The 19,780-nt window shown below is 71.5% G+C and carries 19 protein-coding genes; 8 read left to right on the top strand and 11 right to left on the bottom strand.

Features of this window, described 5'->3' with window-relative positions:
* Positions 1-221: 221 nt before the first annotated feature.
* The 4 genes from DEJ25_RS05165 to DEJ25_RS05150 are packed head-to-tail and all read right to left on the bottom strand — an operon-like array spanning position 222 to position 5,891.
* Complete coding sequence (locus DEJ25_RS05165) at positions 222-2,678, bottom strand: glycoside hydrolase family 3 N-terminal domain-containing protein (protein WP_220033168.1); 2,457 nt, start codon at positions 2,676-2,678, stop codon at positions 222-224.
* Positions 2,675-3,556, bottom strand: a complete 882-nt coding sequence (locus DEJ25_RS05160) for a carbohydrate ABC transporter permease (RefSeq protein ID WP_110904899.1) — start codon at positions 3,554-3,556, stop codon at positions 2,675-2,677. Before DEJ25_RS05160 ends, DEJ25_RS05165 begins: the two co-directional genes overlap by 4 nt.
* Positions 3,556-4,587: a carbohydrate ABC transporter permease gene (locus DEJ25_RS05155; protein ID WP_111043988.1), complete on the bottom strand. Its 1,032-nt coding sequence runs from the start codon at positions 4,585-4,587 to the stop codon at positions 3,556-3,558. Before DEJ25_RS05155 ends, DEJ25_RS05160 begins: the two co-directional genes overlap by 1 nt.
* A gap of 2 nt (positions 4,588-4,589) precedes the next feature.
* Positions 4,590-5,891, bottom strand: coding sequence for an ABC transporter substrate-binding protein (locus tag DEJ25_RS05150; RefSeq protein ID WP_110904897.1), 1,302 nt, complete (start codon positions 5,889-5,891; stop codon positions 4,590-4,592).
* Between the two features lie 177 nt (positions 5,892-6,068).
* On the opposite strand from DEJ25_RS05150, the gene DEJ25_RS05145 reads away from it, so the two are divergent.
* The 4 genes from DEJ25_RS05145 to DEJ25_RS05130 all read left to right on the top strand — a co-directional run bounded on the left by DEJ25_RS05145 (position 6,069) and on the right by DEJ25_RS05130 (position 11,352).
* Positions 6,069-7,103 (top strand): LacI family DNA-binding transcriptional regulator, encoded by a 1,035-nt coding sequence (locus DEJ25_RS05145; protein WP_258366355.1) that lies wholly within the window; start codon positions 6,069-6,071, stop codon positions 7,101-7,103.
* A 365-nt stretch (positions 7,104-7,468) separates the two neighbouring features.
* A complete protein-coding gene (locus DEJ25_RS05140) occupies positions 7,469-8,722 on the top strand; it encodes an endo-1,4-beta-xylanase (protein ID WP_111043987.1) in 1,254 nt (417 codons plus the stop codon).
* 138 nt (positions 8,723-8,860) lie between these two features.
* Positions 8,861-9,868 carry a LacI family DNA-binding transcriptional regulator gene (locus DEJ25_RS05135; RefSeq protein WP_111044098.1) on the top strand — a complete coding sequence of 336 codons (1,008 nt, stop codon included), beginning with the start codon at positions 8,861-8,863 and terminating at the stop codon, positions 9,866-9,868.
* A 50-nt stretch (positions 9,869-9,918) separates the two neighbouring features.
* The gene (locus tag DEJ25_RS05130; protein ID WP_146240619.1) at positions 9,919-11,352 is read left to right on the top strand and encodes a hypothetical protein; all 1,434 of its coding nucleotides are present in this window, start codon (positions 9,919-9,921) and stop codon (positions 11,350-11,352) included.
* A gap of 47 nt (positions 11,353-11,399) precedes the next feature.
* Here DEJ25_RS05130 and DEJ25_RS16965 read toward each other — a convergent pair whose 3' ends face one another.
* Genes DEJ25_RS16965 through DEJ25_RS05110 form a run of 5 tightly spaced genes read right to left on the bottom strand, consistent with a single transcriptional unit; the run spans position 11,400 to position 14,209 of the window.
* A complete protein-coding gene (locus tag DEJ25_RS16965; protein ID WP_258366424.1) occupies positions 11,400-11,753 on the bottom strand; it encodes a DUF4166 domain-containing protein in 354 nt (117 codons plus the stop codon).
* A gap of 28 nt (positions 11,754-11,781) precedes the next feature.
* The gene (locus tag DEJ25_RS16960; protein WP_258366423.1) at positions 11,782-12,042 is read right to left on the bottom strand and encodes a DUF4166 domain-containing protein; all 261 of its coding nucleotides are present in this window, start codon (positions 12,040-12,042) and stop codon (positions 11,782-11,784) included.
* Positions 12,043-12,067: 25 nt separating this feature from the next.
* Positions 12,068-12,667, bottom strand: coding sequence for an SRPBCC family protein (locus DEJ25_RS05120; RefSeq protein WP_111043985.1), 600 nt, complete (start codon positions 12,665-12,667; stop codon positions 12,068-12,070).
* A 52-nt stretch (positions 12,668-12,719) separates the two neighbouring features.
* Entirely contained in the window at positions 12,720-13,424 is a 705-nt protein-coding gene (locus DEJ25_RS05115) for a triacylglycerol lipase (protein WP_258366422.1), read from the bottom strand.
* A complete protein-coding gene (locus DEJ25_RS05110) occupies positions 13,421-14,209 on the bottom strand; it encodes an alpha/beta fold hydrolase (RefSeq protein ID WP_111043984.1) in 789 nt (262 codons plus the stop codon). Before DEJ25_RS05110 ends, DEJ25_RS05115 begins: the two co-directional genes overlap by 4 nt.
* Positions 14,210-14,313: 104 nt before the next feature.
* Here DEJ25_RS05110 and DEJ25_RS05105 point away from each other — a divergent pair, with 104 nt between their 5' ends.
* Positions 14,314-14,787, top strand: coding sequence for a hypothetical protein (locus DEJ25_RS05105; RefSeq protein ID WP_111043983.1), 474 nt, complete (start codon positions 14,314-14,316; stop codon positions 14,785-14,787).
* A gap of 58 nt (positions 14,788-14,845) precedes the next feature.
* Positions 14,846-16,405, top strand: a complete 1,560-nt coding sequence (locus DEJ25_RS05100) for an NAD(P)/FAD-dependent oxidoreductase (RefSeq protein ID WP_258366421.1) — start codon at positions 14,846-14,848, stop codon at positions 16,403-16,405.
* Positions 16,406-16,510: 105 nt separating this feature from the next.
* Here DEJ25_RS05100 and DEJ25_RS05095 read toward each other — a convergent pair whose 3' ends face one another.
* On the bottom strand, positions 16,511-17,449 hold the full coding sequence (locus tag DEJ25_RS05095; protein WP_258366312.1) for an SDR family oxidoreductase: 939 nt from the start codon (positions 17,447-17,449) through the stop codon (positions 16,511-16,513).
* A 62-nt stretch (positions 17,450-17,511) separates the two neighbouring features.
* Between DEJ25_RS05095 and DEJ25_RS05090 the strand changes: the two genes are divergently transcribed.
* Both DEJ25_RS05090 and DEJ25_RS05085 read left to right on the top strand, forming a co-directional pair.
* The gene (locus DEJ25_RS05090) at positions 17,512-18,087 is read left to right on the top strand and encodes a TetR family transcriptional regulator (protein WP_110904892.1); all 576 of its coding nucleotides are present in this window, start codon (positions 17,512-17,514) and stop codon (positions 18,085-18,087) included.
* A 59-nt stretch (positions 18,088-18,146) separates the two neighbouring features.
* The gene (locus tag DEJ25_RS05085; protein ID WP_111043982.1) at positions 18,147-19,349 is read left to right on the top strand and encodes an acyltransferase; all 1,203 of its coding nucleotides are present in this window, start codon (positions 18,147-18,149) and stop codon (positions 19,347-19,349) included.
* Here the strand turns inward: DEJ25_RS05085 and DEJ25_RS05080 are convergent.
* On the bottom strand, positions 19,346-19,777 hold the full coding sequence (locus DEJ25_RS05080; protein WP_111043981.1) for a DUF1801 domain-containing protein: 432 nt from the start codon (positions 19,775-19,777) through the stop codon (positions 19,346-19,348). The two genes, DEJ25_RS05085 and DEJ25_RS05080, sit on opposite strands and share 4 nt — an antisense overlap.
* Positions 19,778-19,780: the final 3 nt, after the last annotated feature.

Genomic DNA, 19,780 nt, shown 5'->3' with positions numbered 1-19,780 from the left:
TTCGCGCTCAGCGACAGGACTCGCGTCCGCCTCCCCGAGGACTGTCGCTCAGCACGAAACACAGCCGCGCACGCCCATGTCCGCGCCCGCCCCGCGCCCGCGCCCGCCCCGCGGCCAGCCCGGCCACACGACGGACGGGAGGCCCGTGACCAGCTGGTCACGGGCCTCCCGTCCGTCGGCGCTGCGCTCCCCCGCGGCGGCCGTCATCGGCCGGTTCCCCGTCAGCCGACGACCTCCCACGTGACGAGTCGCGCGTCCCGTGTGGTGACCTCGTGCACGGGTCCCTCGACCGCGAGGACCGCGCGCGGCGTCGCGGTACCCGGCAGGACCCGGACCGCGGTGGCGCGCTCGTTGACGATCACGCCGCCGGTCGCGGTGTCGGCGTCCGCGACCGAGGCCGAGGCGGCCGCGTGCGAGCCGACCCAGACCTCCACGTCGCCGGGTTCCACGATCCGGACCATCCGCCGGTCGCTGAAGGCCAGGCGGGTGGTGGGGACGGTGAAGGCGAGCCGCACGGACTCCCCTGCGTCGAGTTCGACGCGGGCGTACCCGAGCAACTGCACGACGGGTCGGGTGACCGATCCGGCGACGTCGTGCCCGAACAGCTGCACCACGTGGGCGCCGGCGACCGTCCCGGTGTTCGTGACGGTGACGCCCGCGGTGAAGGCCGAACCGGCCTGCACGGAGTCGTCGACGACCAGGTCCGAGTACCCGAACGACGCGTACGACAGACCGAACCCGAACGGCCGGACCGGGGTGGAGTCGGTGGCCGTGACGTCCGAGGGGCCCCCGAGCGCCGGGTGCAGGTACGAGTACGGCTGCGCGCCCGCGGACCGCGGCAGTGACACGGGCAGCCGACCCGAGGGGTTCACTGCACCGGTGACGACGTCGGCGATCGCGAGTCCGCCGCCCTCGCCCGGGAAGAACGCCTGCAGGACGGCAGCCGGCCGCGGGCCTTCGCCGTCGAGCGCCCAGCTGATGGCGTACGGACGGCCGGTGAGGAGCACCAGGACGACGGGTGTGCCGGTGGCGACCACGGCCTCCACCAGTTCGCGCTGCACGCCGGGCAGGTCGAGCGACTCGGAGTCGTTGCCCTCGCCGACGGTGCCGCGGCCGAACAGGCCGGCCTGGTCCCCGACGACGACGACGGCGAGCTCGGCGTCGGTGGCGGCGGAGACGGCAGCGGCGATGCCGGTCCGGTCTTCCCCCTCGACCGCGCAGCCCTCGACGACCTGGACCGATGCTCCGGCGAACGCGTCGGTCAGTGCCTCGGCGACCGTCGGGATCGAGAACCCGAGCGGCAGCCCGGGGTGAGCGGCCAGGACGTGGTTCGCGAACGAGTAGCAGCCCTGCAGCGCCTCGGCGCGGTCCGCGTTCGGGCCGATGACCGCGACGGTGCCGGGGGTCTGTCGGACCGGCAGGACGCCGTCGTTGCCGAGCAGCACGATCGACTCCTCCGCGAGGCGACGGGCGAGCGCCTGGTGTCGGGGCGAGTCGAGGTCGACGCCGGTGGGCGGTTCGTCCTCGTACGCGTCGGGGTCGAGCAGACCCAGGGCCTCCTTCTGCGCGAGCGCCCGGAGGACGGCCCGGTCGACGTACGCCTCGTCCAGCTGCCCCGAGCGCACCCGCTCCACCAGGGGGCGCAGGTACGCGTCACCGGTGGGCAGTTCGACGTCGATGCCGGCCTCGAGCGCGAGTGCAGCGGCCTCGCCGCGGTCGGCGGCGACGGCGTGCATCACCTCGAGGAACGCGATCGCGAAGTAGTCGGCCACGACGACGCCGTCGAACCCGAGCTGCTCGCGGAGCACCCCGGTCAGGTACTCGGGGCTGGCGGCCATCGGGACGCCGTCGGTCTCGGTGTAGGAGTTCATGACCGAGCGGGCGTTGCCGTCGAGCAGCGCCATCTCGAACGGCGGCAGGAACACGTCGCGGATCTCGCGCGGCCCGGCGGAGACGGGCGCGTGGTTGCGTCCGGCGCGGGAGGCCGAGTAGCCGAGGAAGTGCTTCAGCGTGGCGTGCACGCCGGCGTCCTGCAGACCCCGCACGTAGGCGGTGCCGACGGTGCCGACCAGGTACGGGTCCTCACCGATGCACTCGTCGACCCGGCCCCAACGGGGGTCGCGGACGACGTCGAGCACCGGCGCGAGCCCCTGGTGGATCCCGAGCTCACGCATCGAGTCGCCGATCGCGCGGCCGACCTGTTCGACGAGCTCCGGGTCGAACGAGGCGCCCCACGCGAGCGGGGTCGGGAAGGTCGCGGCCTTCCAGGCGGCCAGTCCGGTGAGGCACTCCTCGTGCACGAGCGCGGGGATGCCCAGTCGGGTCTCCCGCTTGAGGCGACGCTGCTCCTGCCAGAGCCAGGCGGCCCGCTCCTCGGCGTTGACCGGGCGGGTGCCGTAGACGCGGGTGTAGTGCCCGATGCCGTCGCGGGTCACCTCCGGCAGGGTCGCCTGGGCGTCCTGCCCGGCTGCCATCTCGCCCTGCATGGGTGCCACGACGCCGTTCTGGTCGAGCCAGTAGCCGACGATCTGCGCCGCCTTCTCCTCGAGCGTCATCCGGGCGAGCAGGTCGCGGACGCGGTCGCTCACCTCGGGGACGGCCGGGAGGTTCGGGGCCGGGTCCGACAGGTCGGTGCGGACGGTGTCCACTGCCTGCCTCGGTTCGTTGGTGATCGTCATCCCTTGACCGCCCCGGTGAGGCCGCCGACGATCCGGCGCTGGAAGATCGTGAAGAAGATCAGCGCGGGGATCATCGACATCGACGTGAAGGCGAGCACCTTGGCGGTGTCGACGGAGTACTGCGACGAGAACGCCTGCACGCCGAGCGGCAGCGTGTAGCTGCCCTCGTTGTTGAGGATGAACAGCGGCAGGATGTAGCTGTTCCAGCTGGCGATGAACGCCAGGATCCCGACGGTGACGACGCCCGGCAGGGACAGCGGCACGATCATCCGGAAGAAGAACCCGAGGCGGCTGGCACCGTCGATGGACGCTGCCTCCTCGAGCTCGTCGGGGATGGCCCGGAGGAACGGCACCAGGATGATGACCGTCGTGGGCAGGGCGAAGGCGATCTGCGGCAGGATCACGCCGGCCAGGCTGTTCGTCAGACCGAGGTCCTTGATGAGCAGGTACAGCGGCGTGATCGCGACGGTGATCGGGAACATCAGGCCTGCGGCGAACAGGGCGTACAGGGCGCCGCGGCCGGCGAACCGGTAGCGGGCCAGGATGTAGCTGACCATCAGGCCGAGCACGACGACACCGACGGTCGTCGCGATCGCACTGATCGCCGAGTTGCCGAGCTCCTGCCAGAAGATCGAACTGCCGAGGACCGAGCCGTAGTTGCCGAGCTCGAACGGGGCCGGCAGGCCGGCGGGGCTCGTGGTGATCTGCGAGTTCGTCCGGAAGCCGCCCAGCACGATGTACAGCACCGGGGCGAGGTTCGCGGCGACGAACAGGATCGCCACGACGTAGGTGAGCGGGTTGGCGCGACCGATGGCCGCGCTCGACCGGCGCTCCCGTGTCGCACGACGCCCGGGGGCGACGATGCTCGTGGTGGCCATCACTTCTTCCCTTCGGTGATCGCGCCCGCGGTGTCCCGGCGGAGCACGAATCGTTGGTAGATGAGCGCGACGGCCAGGGAGATGACGAACATCACGACGGCGACGGCGCTGCCGAAGCCGTAGTTCCCGGAGTTGCGGCCGTTGCCCACCATGTAGGTCGCCATGGTCGAGGTACCTGCGGTGGAGGCGATGTACTGCCCCCAGATGATGTAGACGAGGTCGAACAGCTGCAGCGACCCGATGATCGACAGGAACGCCCAGATGCGGATGGTCGGGCCGAGCAGCGGCAGCGTGATGCGCCGCTGGATCTGCCAGTAGCCGGCACCGTCGATCGCGGCGGCCTCGAAGAGCTCCTCGGGGATGCTCTGCAGGCCGGCGAGGAACAGGATCACCGCGAAGCCGATGTACTTCCACGAGATGATCAGCAGCAGCGTCCAGATCGCGATGTCCGGGTTGGACAGCCAGTCGGCACGCAGACCGCCGAGTCCGATGGACTGGAGCATGTCGTTGACAGCGCCGTTCGACTGCAGCAGCAGGCTCCACCCGGTGCCGACGATGACCTCGGAGATCACGTACGGCACGAAGACCAGGACGCGGATGAGTCCGCGGCCGTGCATCTTCTGGTTGAGGAGCAGCGCGAGGACGATCGCGATCGGGCCCTGCAGCACCAGCGACAGGACGACGATGAAGCCGTTGTGCATGAGGACCGACCGGAAGGCCTGGTCCTGGAAGATGATGACGTAGTTCTGCAGCCCGACGAAGTCGGTGGGCGGGCCGTAGCCCTGCCACTTGAAGAACCCGTAGTACGCGGCCATGCCGACGGGCAGGATCACGAACGTGACGAAGACGATGACGGCGGGTCCGGCGAGGACGGCGATCTCGGCGCGCTTCCGCCAGTCCGCGAGCCGCTTGGCGGGCCGACGCCCGGCGGGGCGCGGTGCGCTGGACGCACCGCTCCCCGCCGTCGTTGACCCCGAGGCGCGGTCCGACCCGGTGGTCGGGTTCGTGCCGAGCGAGGTGTCGAGGGTCATGGTCAGCCCTTGGCCGCAGCCTGGTTGGTGGTGGTGACGATGTCCTTGGCGGTGCCCTTGTCGGCGAGGACGTCGACGACGCTGGTGTTCAGCGCGTTGCCGACGTTCTGGCCGTAGAGGGTGTCGAGGTACTGCGACACGAACGGGGCGTCCTTGTACGCGGCGAGAGCGGACTTCAGGTACGACTCCGACACGACGGACTGGGCGTCCTGGTTGACGGGGATCGCCTGGAAGGCCTTGTAGTAGCCCTCCTGGTTGTCCTTCTCCACGATGAAGTTGAGGAAGTCGGTGCACGCCTTCTTCGGGGCCTGCGCGGTGCAGGAGTAGCCGTCGACGCCGCCCATCATCGACTTCGGGTCACCCTTGCCACCCTCGACCGCGGGGAACGGGAACCAGCCGAGGTCCGGCAGCGGCTTGGCGTCCGGGGTCAGCGAGGAGATCACACCCGGGTCCCACGCGCCCATGAGTTCCATGGCCGCCTTGTGGTTGGCGAGGAGACCGGCGGAGCTGCCGGCGCCCTGCTGTGCGGCGGTGGTGAGGAAGCCCTTGTTGAACGGCTTGGTGTCGTTGAAGGCCTCGAGGTCCTTGCCGGCCTTGGTCCAGCAGGCGTTGTCGAACTCCAGCGACTCCGCAGCGCCGGTCAGGGTCTTCTCGCTGCAGGCGCGGAGGGCGAAGTTGTAGTACCAGTGCGCGGCCGGCCAGGCGTCCTTCGCGCCGACGGCGACCGGGTCGACCCCGGAGTCCTTGAGCTTGGCGATGTCGTCGTTCAGCTCGTCCATCGTGGTGGGCGTGCCGTCGATGCCGGCCTTCTCGAACAGGTCCTTCGAGTACCAGATGCCCTCGGGCAGCACGGCGACGGGCATGGCGTAGGTGCCGTCCTTCGCGTCGTAGCCCGAGAAGGTGCCGGCGCTGATGGACTTCTTGGCGTCCGCGCTGATCGAGTCCTTGATGTCGAGCAGCTGCCCGGCGTTGATCATCGCGTTGAGCTTGCCGCCACCGCGCTGCAGGAACACGTCGGGGCCGTCGCCGGAGTTGAGCGCGGTCTGGAGCTTGCCGTCCAGGTCCTCGTTCTGGATGGCCTGGATCTTGATCGTGACGTTCGGGTTCTTCGCCTCGAACGCCTTGACGGTGTCCGCCCAGTAGGCCTTGCCCGGCCCGGTGGTGGAGTTGTGCCAGAAGGTCATCGTGACCTTGCCGTTGCCGTTGCCGTCGTCTGCGGCTCCGCCGCTCGAGCAGCCCGTGGCGAGCAGTGCGGTGCCGGCTGCGATGGCGATGGCCGCCGCGAACCTGTTCTTCCTCGTCATTGTGGAGTCCCTCGGTAGTCGTCGTTGACATGCGACCGCGAGGCCGCACGGAGAGCATGCCCGGGGCTCGATCGGCTTGTCAATCGATTTCGATAACGATTTCTGTCGGGTGCGCCACGCGGCACGAAGTTGGTTCACCGGGACGGAACGGGGCCCGGGGACGAGTACGGTGTCGTCGTGGATGCCATCGCCCGTCCTGCTCCCCTCCCGGGGCGGACCACCATCAGCGATGTCGCGCGAGCCGCCGGTGTCTCCGTCCCGACCGTGTCGAAGGTGATCAACGGACGCGATGGTGTCGCCGCCGCCACGTCGCAGCGGGTGATGGCCGTGATCGAGTCCCTCGGGTACGAGAGTTCCCTGGTCGCACGCAGCCTGCGCCGCAGCCGTACCGACGTGATCGGCATCCTGGTCACCGAGTTCGAGCCGTTCTCCACCGAGTTGCTCAAGGGCATCTCGTCCGCTGCCGACGGCACCGGGTACGAGCTCCTCGCCTACGCCGGACTCGTCAGCGGAGAGGCCCGACCCGGCTGGGAGCGCCGGTCCCTGTCCCGCCTGGCCGGCACACTGATCGACGGTGCGATCGTCGTCACCCCCACGACCCTGATGGCGAGCACCCCCATCCCCGTCGTCTCGATCGACCCGCACACCGGGCCCGAGGGCCACGCCGCGATCGACTCGGACAACGTCGGCGGCGCCCGGGCCGCCACGGAGCACCTCATCGCGTTGGGTCACCGCCGGATCGCCCACATCCGCGGGCGTGCCGACCTGGCGTCGGCCGAACTCCGCGAGATCGGGTACCGCCAGTCGCTCGAGGCCGCGGGCATCCCCTTCGACCCCGACCTGGTGCGGGTCGGCGACTACCAGACCGCTGCCACCGCCGAGGTCGCCCGCGGACTGCTCGCACGCCACGACCGGCCGACCGCGGTCTTCGCGGCGAACGACAGCTCGGCCATCGGGGTGCTGCAGGTCGCCGGGGAACTCGGGCTCCGGGTGCCGCAGGACCTGTCCGTCGTGGGCTTCGACGACGTCCCCCAGGCTGCGAACGCCACTCCCCCGCTGACCACGGTCGCGCAGCCGCTGCACGACCTCGGCGCCGAGGCGCTCCGGATGCTGCTCGAGCTCCTCGGCGGCCGCGACGTCCCGGCGCACGTGCAGCTGCCGGCGTCGCTCGTGGTCCGGGCGAGCACGGCTGCGCCCCCACCCGGTTCCTGAGGCGCGAGGCGCTGCCGTCTCCGCGAGACGCCGCGACTCGTTCGAGACGCCGCCGAACTCCGCGGCGTCTCGGCAACTCGGCGGCGTCTCGAGGACTCGGAGGCGTCGGACGGGAGGCACAGTGCCAGCCCGCCCCGCGCCTCCCGTCCGCCCCGCGCGACTCCGGCGTCTGCGCGAGACGCCGCCAACCGTCGGAGACGCCGCCGAACTCCGCGGCGTCTCGCGCACTCGGCGGCGTCTCGCGCAGACGGGGGCGTCTCGCGCACTCGGCCACCCGGTCTCGCGTACCCGGCCACGCAGCCACCCTCGCGCGCGGCTGGCGGACCTGATAAGTTCCCGCTCACAACAAATACGGGAGGCCGTCGATGGCGACGCACCAGGACACAGCACACCGGACCGGCGAGGCCCTCGTCACCGTGCTCGACGCAGACGGCACACCCCGGACGGGAACCGAGGTCGTCGTGGAACAGCAGCGGCACGCGTTCGGGTTCGGCAACATCGGGTTCGACTTCGTCGGCCTCGCGAACGGTGACGCGCCCGACGAACACGACCCGGACGACGACCCCGGTACGCCCGAGCTCGCCGACCTCTGGCTCGACGTGTTCAACACCGCGACGCTGCCCTTCTACTGGGGCCGCTTCGAGCCGGAGCGCGGCCGCCCCGACACCGAGCGACTGCAGCGGACCGCCGCTTGGTTCCGAGACCGCGGTGTCGCGACGAAGGGACACCCGCTGGTCTGGCACACCGTGCAGCCGGACTGGTTGCTCGGGTTGGACACGGACGAGGTCGAGCGCCTCCAGCGGGAGCGGATCCGCCGCGAGGTGCGCGACTTCACCGGCCTGGTCGACACCTGGGACGCGATCAACGAGGTCGTGATCATGCCGCACTTCGCGAACGGCGACAACGGCATCACACCCCTCGCCCTGGCCCGTGGCCGGCTCGCGATGATCCGGATGGCCGTCGACGAGGCCCGCGCCACCAACCCCACCGTCACCCTGCTGCTCAACGACTTCGACCTGTCGGACGCGTACGAGTGCCTGATCGAGGGCGTCCTCGAGGCCGGCATCCGCATCGACGCCATCGGGCTGCAGACCCACATGCACCAGGGGTACTGGGGCGAGGACACCATGCTCGCGATGGTCGACCGCTTCGCCCGGTACGGTCTGCCGCTGCACCTGACCGAGACCTCGCTCGTGTCCGGCGACCTGATGCCCGCGCACATCGTCGACCTCAACGACCACCGCGTGGACTCGTGGCCGTCGACGCCCGAGGGGGAAGCACGCCAGGCCGACGAACTCGAACGGCACTACCGCAGTCTGGTCGGGCACCCCGCCGTCGAGGCGATCACCTACTGGGGCATCACCGACCAGGGCGCCTGGCTCAACGCGCCGATCGGGCTCGTGCGGGCGGACGGCACGCCGAAGCCCGCCTACGACGCACTCCGTCGGCTGGTGAAGGACGAGTGGTGGACCGACCCGACGACCCTCCGCACCGACGACTCCGGACGGGCGACGTTCCGCGGGTTCCGCGGCGACTACGCGGTCCGTGCCGGCAGCGCGGAGTCGACGCTGACGATCGGTCGGGACACGCCGACGGAGCTCCGGCTGACGAGGGGTTGACCGTCCCGCCGTGCGGGCGCGACCGCCGTCGACGGGAGGCGCGTGAACGGTCGGGACGCGCCTCCCGTCCGGCAGATGGCCGGGTCTGACGCGCGACGACCCGCCGACTGCATGCGCCCCGCGCGCTACGGTGCTGTCATGCGCGCCACCGTGCGGGACGTGGCCGCCCTCGCCGGGGTGTCCCCCAAGACCGTCTCCAACGTCGTCAACGGCGGTGTCGTCGTGCGCCCGGAGACCCGCGCCCGGGTCGAAGCCGCGGTCGTCGAACTCAGCTACGTGCCGAACCTGTCCGCCCGGGGCCTGCGGAACGGCCGGACCGGGGCGATCGCTGTGACGCTGCCGGAGCTCGCGAGTGCCTACTCGGCGGACCTCGCGCGGTGGTTCGTGGTCCTGGCGCACGACCGCGGCCTGGTCGTGCAGCTCGAACAGACCGCGACCGACCCGGAACGGGAACGCGACCTGGTCTCGCGGGCGCGGGCGCACCTGGTCGACGGTCTCGTCCTCAACCCGGTGTCGCTCGACGCCAGCACCCTCGCGAACACCGACGGCCTGCCGCCGACCGTCGTGATCGGCGAGGTCGAACCGGAGCACGTCGACCAGGTGCACGTCGACAGCCGGGCGGCTGCGCGCGAGGTCACGACGATGCTCCTCGACCGTGGGCACCGGCGGATCGCGATCGTCGGCGCCGAGCGTGGCGACGTCGTCACCGCCACCGCACGAACGCGGCAGCTCGGGCACGAGGACGCGCTGGCGGCACGGCGTGTCCCAGTCGACCCGGCGCTCCGGGTCCCGCTGCCGGAGTGGACGACGCCGGCCGCGGCACGGACGTTCGGCGAGTGGCTGGACCGGAACCCGCTGCCCGACGCGGTGTTCGCGTTCACGGACTCGATCGCGTTCGGGGTGCTGCACGTCCTGGCCAGCCGGGGCGTCCGGGTGCCGGAGCAGGTGAGCGTCGTCGGGTTCGACGACGTCGACCAGGCCGCGTTCGCGGTCCCCGCGCTGACGACGGTGTCGTTCGACAGGCGGGCGTTCGCGGGCGCCGCGCTCGACCTGCTCGAACGACGGATCGAGGACCGGGAGGCACCGGTCCGGACCGTCGTCGTGCCACACCGGATCGTCGAGCGCGCGAGCGTCGCGACGCGGTGAAGGCGCGGTCGGGGCCGCAGGTCCGAGACCCGGCCGCTAGCGTCGTCGACGTGACCGATGAGCCCGGACTTCCCGCCCCCCTCGACCCGCTCGACCCGCTCGACGCCGTCGCGGTCGGAGCGGTGACGATCGTCCCGGACACGAACAGGCCGGTGGCCGCCGTGGTGCGGGGTGACGAGTTCCGACGGTGGCTGACCTGGCCGACGGCACCCCTGCCGGTGGTCGCCGTCGAACGGACCGACATCTGGGCGATCCCGTCCGGCGTGTGGGTCGTCTACGAGGCGGAGAACCTGGAGCAGTCGTCCCGGACGGCCGTGTTCCTGTCACCCGAGCAGCCGCCGCGGTCCGTGGAACTCGGCGACCGGCGACCGATCGGGGTCGACGCCGAGGGGCTGTGGGTCGGCGATCCCCGCGACGCCTCGTTCTGGACGTCGGGGACGGGCGGCACGGACGAGGACGACGACATGTCCCGGATCGACCCGGAGACGCTCGAGTGGGCCGAGGTGGCACCGTTCTGGCCCGACCGTGACGCGTGGACCGAGCCGGACGACGAAGACGAAGACCGTGCCGGGACCGACGACGGTGACGGTGACGACGACGACCAGACGATGGTCGGCACTGCCAGCCAGTGGACGGTCCGGTTCGGCCACCCGCTGGGCGGCGACGACGACCAGGACGACGACGCGGACGGCGACGGTCCGGTCAGCACTCCCCTGCCGACCCCACCGACCGAGATCGTCCGCGTCACCCCGGCTGACGAACGCACCACGGTGCAGGTCGACCACCTGGTCGACGCCGTCTCGATCGAGGACGGCCGGATGACCCTGCGCTTCCACCCCGCCGGTCCCCGACAGGTCGAGGTGCCGTTCGGCGAACGCGGGCCCTGGCGCAGCTGGGACACCGTGTACGACGCGCGCGAGGTGGTCATCGACGTCGCAGCGGGCATCCCGTCGGTCGTCGTCACCGAGGACCACGCCTCCGAGCCGGCTGCGGACGAGGACGCCGGAGCGGACCTCGAGGAACTCGAGGCCGTGTGGTCGGCTGAGGACGCCGCGCTCCAGGCCCGACGCGCGCCCTGGATCGGGCGACTCGACCTGACGGGGGTGAGCGGAGCCTCCTGGCAGACGCCGGAACCGGACCCGGAGACGGTCGAGCGCAGTGTCGCGGCGGTCCGCGAGCAGCTCGCGGGGCTCAGCGAACCGAGCATCATGTGGTCGGCCGACACCGACACCGTCACCCGGGTGCGGAGCGACTACCGCTCGGTGCAGGTGGGCGTCGAGAGGTCGTGGCCGGACACCGAGGTGGTCGTGTCGTTCGAACACACGGCGGTGCCGTTCCTGCGGCTCCGCAGGCGTCACCGGATCTTCGACGACGCCGGGTACCCGATCGACCGGCAGTACGTCACGGTCCACCTGGAGGAGGACATCGCGACCGGCCACATCGCGTCCCGGCGCGCGGCGGTCGACGGCGTCCTCGACATCTGAGCACGCTCCGGCTGGCGCCTACGTCCGCGCCTCGGTCCGCCGCGGCTTCAACCGCTCGGGAGCGTCCGTTGCGGCACCCACTCGCAGGTGAACGACCCGCGGTACCCGAAGAGGAACCCGAACAGCCGGTTGTGCACCTCGAGGTCGATGTGGAAGGACCGGTCCTCGTCCGACCACCACTCGTGCAGGGTCGCCCGGCCGCTGAACAGCATCGGGAACCGGAACGAGAACGGCCCCTCGTGGAACCGTTGCGCATCGGAGGTCAGGACCAGCCCACCACGCTCGTCGACGGCCAGGTCGAGGTCCACCGCCAGGTGCTGGTGCGACCCCAGGTAGTCGAGCACCCGGCCGTCGACGAGCACCATCGTCGCGTCGAACCGTGCGGTGCGCCCGGACCGCACGGTGTAGGTCCGGACGAACGTGACGGTCTCACGGCCGAGGACGTCGCGGTAGGGGGGAGTTCTCGATGGTGAACGGGACGTCGTTCCCGACGTCGGGCACCAGGATGTTCCGGAGCCGGCCGATCTGCAGGAACGGCAGCGTCCACCACGGACCTCGGCGGATCGACTGCATCACGCCGCGATCGACGCACGCCTCAGCAGCGTCGAGTCCGACACCGAACCGTCGCTGCATCATCGGGTGGAGCCGGTCGAAGTCGGCTCCGAGCGCTTCCTGGAACACCGAGGTCATGACGTTCCTCCGGGTCGGGCCAGCGTCACCAGGGTCTCCGGGGCGTCCCGCAGGGGGTCGGCTCGACGGGTCCCGCCGACCGGTGTGCGGCGCGTCCGGGAGGCCCGTGGCCGGTCCCTGCGCCACATCTGGAGGACGCTGGTGAGCGGCCGGGCCTCCGGTTCGGCCCGCCCTCGAGCCAGACGCGGAGCCGGTCGGAACTCCACGCGGTCGCCCACCCGAGGAGCGGTCGGACGACGAGGTCGAGCTGTCCCCACCCGGAGTCGTGGTCGTACCCGGTGATGAACCGCGTCCGGCCGTCGTCGGTCGGCACGTACCGCCAGTAGCCCCGCCCGGTGCGGATCGGGGAGAGTCGGTCGCCGGTGGCGAAGCGGAGCGCCGAGGTGCCCGTGCCGTCGTCACGCAGTCGCTCGCCGATGGAGATGCCCGTGCCGTGCACGTCGTGGAGGGCCGAGCGTCGAACGTAGGTGAAGCGAGCGGCTCCGTCCGTGTCGGCCGGCTCTGGCACGATCTCGGAGAACCGGACGTCCCAGCGGACGTGCTGCCGGGGGTCCTGCGTGGCGGCCCAGACTGCCTCGACGTCGGCGTCGATCAGCGTCTCGACGGAGATGCGCCGGCTGGCCACGGGGCTGAGCGTAGTGCCGGCCCGAGCGCGACCACCAGCGGCAGCGACGCCGTCAGTCGCCGTCCGCCGCACGCAGCACGGCGGCCGCGGTGCGCCGGTCGGCGAGGATCCGGAAGTGGCCGCCGAGGTCCAGCCGCACGTTCTCCGCCCCTGCGAGCTCACTGCCGCCGGGGATGAGCGTGTCGAAGACCGCGTAGACCGAGGTGATCCGGGCGTTCGCGTCGAGCTCCCGCGCCAGGCCCGCGAGCACCGGGTCGGCGGCGCGGAACACCCGGAGGTGTCGGACAGGTGCCAGGACGGCGTACTTCGACCCGGCGAACGGCGTCGACACCGCCACCATCCGGTCGATGCGGCCGTGCGGGTCCAGTCGGGTCATGGCGTACTTGCCGATCAGGCCGCCCTTGCTGTGCGCGAGGACGAGCACCCGGTGCAGGTCGTGCTCGTCGAGGTAGGCCATCACCTCCTCCGCCGAGACGGGGACCGGCTTGAGGTTGTGCCGGAGGACGGTGAGCACGTGCACCGGGTGGCCGCGGTCGTGGAGCACGTCCATCAGGGGGCGCATGAAGTGCCACGTCTCGTAGACGCCGGGGATCACGACGACGGCCTGCCGGTCGCCGGAGCGGTAGTCGTCGGCGGTGGTGGGCCCGAGACTCCTGACCTGCCACACCGCGGCGTACGCCCAGTCGAGGAGCGCCCATCGCGCACGACGCACCAGTCCGACCCGGGCCGGGCTGGTCCCGGCGGTCGCGCCGGTCACAGCGGGACGCCGTCCCGGGTAGCTTCCAGGGTCTGGACGCGACGGAACTCGTCGACGAGACGGGCCACGGCGACGGGCTGGTGTTCCTGCACGTGGTGCGGCCCGGGGAGCTCGACGAGCGCGCCCGCGTCCGCGGCGGCCACGAGCCGCTCCACCCAGTCGTGCTTGGCGATGGGGTCCTGCTCGCCGCGGATCACGAGCACCGGCACGGTCAGGGCCCGGACGCTGTCGAGCATCCGGAAGTCGCGCATGGGCAGGAGTTCCCGGGCGTACTGCGGGATGCTCCGGACGTAGTCACCGAAGACGATGACGTTCATCCTGAGGCCCTCGATCGCGCAGTCGAGCAGGAGCTGCGCACCCAGACGCGGCAGCGAGCGCCGCCGGTCGTCGACGACCGGCCCGACCAGGACCACGGAGTTGACGACGTCGGGGTGGCGGAGCGCGGCGGCGACGGCGATCTGCGTGCCCATCGACTGTCCCATCACGACCAGGTCGCTGATGCCACGAGCGGTGACGGCCCGGACGACGAGGTCGGCGTACTCGTTCACCTGGAACCTGCGCCCGGCACGGGACAGTCCACCGAACCCGGGCAGGTCGACCGAGACGGTCCGGTGCGTCTGCGAGAGCAGTGCCTGCACCCGGAGGAACGACCGGTGGGACATGCCGATGCCGTGCACCATGACGATGGTCGGAGCGAGGGCGTCCCGGACACGTCCTGCCGGGGCGAGGGTGCGCAGACGCACGGGGTGTCCGTCGATCCGGACGGTCTCGACGAGAGCGTGCATCCCCTGAGACTAGGCGGCTCACCACCCGCTGCCTGTGAACGATCCGCAGCGGGGAGTCAGCACCGTCTTCGACTCCTGCAAGGTCGACGCGGTGCACTGCTCCCATGACCGACACGAACCCCTCCGGACGGCGCACCGACGACTGGTCGGCTGCCCCGGCACCCGCCCCCACCGGCACTTCCGCGGGCACCGCCACCGCCGCCCCGCAGTCCGGCCCCGGCAGCGCTCGTCCCGCTCCCGCCGGGACGGAGCCCGCTCCCCCGGCCTGGTCCGGCACCCCCGCTCCGGTGCCGACCGGACGGACCGCACCGCGACCGCCGTGGTTCTGGCCGATCATGGCGGTGGCCGTCGGTCTCGCAGCACTGCTCGTCGGCGGCGGCGTCGGCTTCGCGGTCGGCCACGCGGTCGGCGGAGCGCACGGCGGCGCATCGTTCTCCGGCCCCGGCTTCGGCCCCCGCGGCCAGGACGGCCGCAACAGCCAGGACGACGGCGGCAGCCAGAGCAACGGCAGCGGCCAAAGCAACGGCAGCGGCCAGACCAACGGCGACGACAGTGGGACGGACGGCAGCGGCAACTGACTCGGGCGCGGGCGCAGGCCCTGGTGCTCCGACTCCGGCCAGCGCGACGCTCGCGCCCATGCGCCTGCAGCTGATGACCCACCCGGCCGTGGCCGGCCATGGTCGGAGGCTGTTCGAGCCGACCGCCCCGCCCACGCGCCTCCGGCTGGTCGCGAACTCCGTGACGAGCAAGGGCAACGTCCTGAGCACCGACGGGCGGTACGCCGAGTCGGCGGACCGAGCCGCGCCTCCCGGCCGTCAGCCGCAGGGGTGGACGGCAGGTGCGCGCGATCGGCGTACCCTTCTGGGTGGCCCAGACCGCACGAAACCGGAGCTCACCATGCCGCAGGACACCCGCCCGCACGTCGTCATCGTCGGCGGTGGATTCGCCGGGATCGCCGCCATGCGTGAGCTGAAGGACGCTCCGGTCCGGGTCACGCTCGTCGACCGCCACGTCTACAACATGTTCCAGCCACTCATGTACCAGGTGGCGACCGGCGGCCTGAACGCGGGCGACGTGACGTACTTCCTCCGCAGCCTGCGTGCCCGGCAGTCGAACGCCGACTTCCGCCACGGCCTGCTCACCGGGATCCGGCACGACGAGCGCATCGCCGAGATGTCCGACGGCGAGCACCTGCACTACGACTACCTGATCCTGGCCAACGGCGTGAACACGAGCTACTTCGGGACGCCCGGCGCCTACGAGTACGCGTACTCGATGTACTCCCGCTCGCAGGCACTCCGCATCCGCGACGAGCTGTTCACGCGCCTGGAGCAGGCCGCAGCGAAGCAGGGTCCGGACGAGATCCGCGTCGTCATCGTCGGGGGCGGTGCGACCGGTGTCGAGATGGCGGGGGCACTCGCGGAACTCCGCGACCAGGCGCTGGTCGGTGCGTACCCGGAGATCGAGCGCGGCAACATCTCGATCACGCTCGTGCACCGCAGTGGCGAGCTCCTCAAGCCGTTCGCCCCGCGACTGCGTCGGTACGCGGCGAAGATCCTGCTGAAGCGCGGCGTCGTCCTGCGGCTGAACTCCGGCGTCGAGGAGGTCATGCCCGACGGCGTCCGCCTGGCCGGCGGCGAGGTCATCCCCGCCTCGCAGGTGATCTGGGCGACGGGTGTGTCGGCACACAAGGAGGTCGGCAACTGGGGGCTGCCGCAGACCCACGGCGGCCGCATCCAGGTGAACGACGACCTCAGCGTCAAGGGCGTGGACCGTGTCTTCTCTGCCGGCGACATCGCCGCGCAGGACGACGCGCTCGCGCAGCTCGCGCAGCCGGCGCTGCAGGGCGGCAAGCACGTCGCCGAGCAGATCAAGCGCCGCCTGGCCGGCAAGCCGACCGAACGGTTCAAGTACTTCGACAAGGGCACGATGGCGACGATCGGCACGAACGCCGCGGTCGCCCAGCTGCGTGGCGGCATCACGATGGTCGGGCCCGTCGCCTGGGCGGCGTGGGTGTTCGTCCACATCACCAGCCTGCTCGGCAACGGCAACCGCATGTCGACGCTGACCCACTTCTTCGTCCGCTACGTGTGGTTCATGCGGAAGCGCTCGATCCCGATCGTCGGCGACGTCCGCCCGGTCCGGCCGAACGGCGACCGCGAGCCGGAGCCCTGGCAACTGCAGAAGGCCGAGTAGCCGCCACGAGGTGACAGACGTCACCACTGACAGACGGGAGGCTCCCCACCGGTCCGGTGGGGAGCCTCCCGTCTGTCGCGTGGTCCGGACGAGCCGCCTGACCCGTCAGGCCCCCGCTGCCGTGTACGCGCCCGCGGCGATGTCCTCGAGCAGCGTCGGCCCGGTCGGCTGCCAGCCGAGACGCTCCCGCGTGACGGCCGACGTCGCGGCCAGCTGCATGCCCAAGAAGGTGCCGACGAAGCCGAGACGGGCCGCTGCCTCGTCGGGAAGGATCGAGGTCACCGGCACGCCGAGGACGTCCCCGATGGCCTGCGCGATGTCGCGTGTCGGCACGGCATCCTCCGCGGTCACGTGCATCCGGGTGCCGGCGGGCGCGCTCTCCAGACCCAGCCGGACCAAGCGGGCCGCGTCGGTCCGGTGCACCGCCGCCCAGCCGTTCGAGCCGTCGCCGACCATGGCGGCGACACCGTGTCGGCGGGCCGCCTCGGCGAGCATCGCGATGAACCCGCGATCGCCGTCGCCGTGCACGGTCGGGGCGAAGCGGGCGATGACGGTGCGGACGCCCTGGTCGACGAAGTCGAGGGCGCGGTTCTCGCTGCCACCGCGCATCGACTTCGGACCGACGGCTGGGTTGGGGTCGGCCTCGGTCGCGGCCCGGTCACCGGCGAGTCGAGCGACGCCGGATGCGACGACGAGGGGCCGGTCGCTACCCACGAGGGCTCCGCCGAGGGTCTCGACAGCGGCTCGCTCCGCCGCGTCGGTCTCTTCGGGGTGCGCCCAGTCGTGCTTGTTGGCGAGGTGGACGACCCCGTCGGCGGCCTCGGCTCCGCGCCGGAGGGCCGCGAGGTCGTCGAGGTCGCCGCGCAGGACCTCGGCGCCCTTCGCCGCGACGGATGCGGCAGCAGCGTCGGACCGGACGAGCCCGGTGACGCGGTGACCGGCGGTGAGGAGCTCGTCGACGGTGGCGGAGCCGATCCATCCGGAGGCTCCAGTGACGAACACGTGCATGGTGATGCCCTTCTTGTTGATGTCAGTTGCTGACATCGGAAACGGTACACCCGATGTCAGCGGCTGTCATCACCGTCATTGCTCGGTAGACTCCCGGCATGGCGAGATGGCAACCGGGGACGCGGGAGCGACTGCAGGCGACGGCGTTGCAGCTGTTCCTCGATCGCGGCTTCGAGACCACCACGGTCGCCGACATCGCCCGTGCCGCCGCGGTCACCGAGCGCACCTTCTTCCGGCACTTCGCCGACAAGCGCGAGGTCCTGTTCGCCGGACAGGACGACTTCCTGCAGATGTTCGTCGGCCCGATCCAGGAGGCCTCGGCCGACACTCCCCTGCTCGAACTCGTGGCGCGGGCGCTGGCGGGTGCCGGAGCGTTCTTCCCCGAGGACCGCCGCGAGTGGTCCCGCACACGCCAGCGGGTGATCGACGCCGAACCAGCGCTCGGCGAACGGGAGCTCGCGAAGCTGTCCGGCCTCGGCACCCGGCTCGCCGAGCTCCTCCGCGACCGCGGCGTCCCGGAGCCCGCCGCGACCCTCGTGGCCCAGTCCGGCGTGACCGTGTTCCACCTGGCGTTCGCGCAGTGGATCTCCCCGGACGAGACGCGGACGATGCCCGATCTGGCGACCGAACGGCTCGAGGCCCTGGCGAGCGCGTTGGGTCGACAGCACGCCTGAGCGCTGGGTGACCGGAGCGCACTGAGCCCGTTCTTGGACTCCCGGAGGACACTGGCGGGATGACCCGGACCGCAGCCCCGGCTCCGACCCAGACGACCGTCACCGAGGCGGGGACCCCGGCCGTCCCGACCCGGACGGCCCCACCCGCGCCGGTCGCCCACCGCGCCCTGGCCCTCGACGGCCTGCGCACGGTCGCGATCGTCATCGTGGTCCTCTACCACCTGCACGTGCCGCAGTTCGAGGGCGGGTGGATCGGCGTGACCGTCTTCTTCGTGCTCTCCGGCTACCTGATCACCACGCTGCTCCTCCGTGAACGTCGGAAGACCGGCACGGTGCGGCTCGGTGTGTTCTGGTGGAAGCGGCTGCTCCGGCTCTACCCGGCGCTCCTCGCACTCGTGGTCGCCGGGCTGCTGCTCTGGAACTGGGTCGGGGACTACAAGGGTGCTTCGTTCTCGGCGGGCGAGGCCGCGTTCATCGCCCTGACCTACACCGGCAACCTCTACCGGTCGTTCTGGGACACCACGCAGGGCGTCTTCGCGCACACGTGGAGCCTGTCGATGGAGGAGCAGTTCTACCTGGTCTGGCCGCCGGTGCTCGTGCTCCTGCTCGCCCTGGGACGACGCCGGCGCACGCTGCTCACCGGGCTGTCCGCCGTGGTCGTCGGCGCCTCGGCAGCGGCCTGGCTGAGCTACCGCACGCCCTCCGGTGGGTCCACCCCGGACGTGTACTTCTCGCCCGTGCTCGGCGTCGTCCCGCTCGCCACGGGGTGCCTGCTCGCACTGCTGCTCGACGACGAGCGCTTCCGTTCGTTCGCCTCGGGCCTCGCCGGACACGTCGGCACCTGGGCCGGTGCGACCATGGTCCTCGGCGTGCAGTTCTGGATCGACGACGACTGGACCGAGCACGCCTGGACCTTCGGGCTGCTCATGCCGGTCACCGGGCTCTTCGCCGCGGTGCTCATCGGCGGACTGGTCTCGGTCCGCACCCCGGTGTCCGCGGTGCTCTCCTGGACCCCGGTCGCCTGGTTCGGCCGCCGGGTCTCGTACTCCGCGTACCTCTGGCACCCGCTCGTCATCGCGCTGCTCGGCACCTTCGCGATCGGCTGGTTCGGCGACGTCTGGCTCTTCGCCGCGGCGGTCGTGGTGTCGATCGGCGCGGCCTACGCGGTCGAGGTCCCGGTCGAGAAGCTCCGCGCCCGCACCCGGGAGGCCCGACGCCTGGTCACCGAGGACCGGGCCGCGCGGAGCGCCACCACGAGCTAACGCCGGCGACCGGCCTGGCGTCGGGTGTGGTCGTGCTCGATCGCCCGACGGACGAGCGCCTGCAACGCCGGGACGTCGACGGCGTCACCGGCGAAGTACTTGATCGCGCGGCGCTGGTTGCCGCCGAGCTCGTCGTTGAAGAGACCATCCGGGTCGTCCAGGGACGCGCCGTACATGAAGCCGAGCTTCACGGCCTCCTTGAAGACGTTGCCGACGACGAGGATGCCGTCGAGCTCCCACACCGGGGCACCGCGCCACTTCCACGTCTCCTTGATCGCCGGGTCGACGGCCAGCACCGCGGCACGGGCGTCGGCGAGGACCGCGCCGCGCCAGTCCGGGTGCGCCGCGATCATCGCGTCGATGTGCTGCGCGGGCGTCGAGCCGCCCGCGGGCGGCTCATCGGTCTGGGGCTCATCCGTGTCGGCCATGCG

It is taken from the genome of Curtobacterium sp. MCPF17_011, from assembly GCF_003234145.1.
In the GTDB taxonomy this organism is placed as follows: Bacteria; Actinomycetota; Actinomycetes; order Actinomycetales; family Microbacteriaceae; genus Curtobacterium.
The sequence above is the reverse complement of the archived record's forward strand: the minus strand, read 5'-3'. Positions and strand labels throughout refer to the sequence as shown.

Bases quoted from the DNA above. Each gene is read 5' to 3' on its own strand.
- DEJ25_RS05165 (WP_220033168.1), bottom strand. From the start codon at position 2,678: ATGACGATCACCAACGAACCGAGGCAGGCAGTGGACACCGTCCGCACC.
- DEJ25_RS05160 (WP_110904899.1), bottom strand. From the start codon at position 3,556: ATGGCCACCACGAGCATCGTCGCCCCCGGGCGTCGTGCGACACGGGAG.
- DEJ25_RS05155 (WP_111043988.1), bottom strand. From the start codon at position 4,587: ATGACCCTCGACACCTCGCTCGGCACGAACCCGACCACCGGGTCGGAC.
- DEJ25_RS05150 (WP_110904897.1), bottom strand. From the start codon at position 5,891: ATGACGAGGAAGAACAGGTTCGCGGCGGCCATCGCCATCGCAGCCGGC.
- DEJ25_RS05140 (WP_111043987.1), top strand. From the start codon at position 7,469: ATGGCGACGCACCAGGACACAGCACACCGGACCGGCGAGGCCCTCGTC.
- DEJ25_RS05135 (WP_111044098.1), top strand. From the start codon at position 8,861: ATGCGCGCCACCGTGCGGGACGTGGCCGCCCTCGCCGGGGTGTCCCCC.
- DEJ25_RS16960 (WP_258366423.1), bottom strand. From the start codon at position 12,042: ATGACCTCGGTGTTCCAGGAAGCGCTCGGAGCCGACTTCGACCGGCTC.
- DEJ25_RS05110 (WP_111043984.1), bottom strand. From the start codon at position 14,209: ATGCACGCTCTCGTCGAGACCGTCCGGATCGACGGACACCCCGTGCGT.
- DEJ25_RS05105 (WP_111043983.1), top strand. From the start codon at position 14,314: ATGACCGACACGAACCCCTCCGGACGGCGCACCGACGACTGGTCGGCT.
- DEJ25_RS05100 (WP_258366421.1), top strand. From the start codon at position 14,846: ATGCGCCTGCAGCTGATGACCCACCCGGCCGTGGCCGGCCATGGTCGG.
- DEJ25_RS05095 (WP_258366312.1), bottom strand. From the start codon at position 17,449: ATGTCAGCAACTGACATCAACAAGAAGGGCATCACCATGCACGTGTTC.
- DEJ25_RS05090 (WP_110904892.1), top strand. From the start codon at position 17,512: ATGGCGAGATGGCAACCGGGGACGCGGGAGCGACTGCAGGCGACGGCG.
- DEJ25_RS05085 (WP_111043982.1), top strand. From the start codon at position 18,147: ATGACCCGGACCGCAGCCCCGGCTCCGACCCAGACGACCGTCACCGAG.
- DEJ25_RS05080 (WP_111043981.1), bottom strand. From the start codon at position 19,777: ATGGCCGACACGGATGAGCCCCAGACCGATGAGCCGCCCGCGGGCGGC.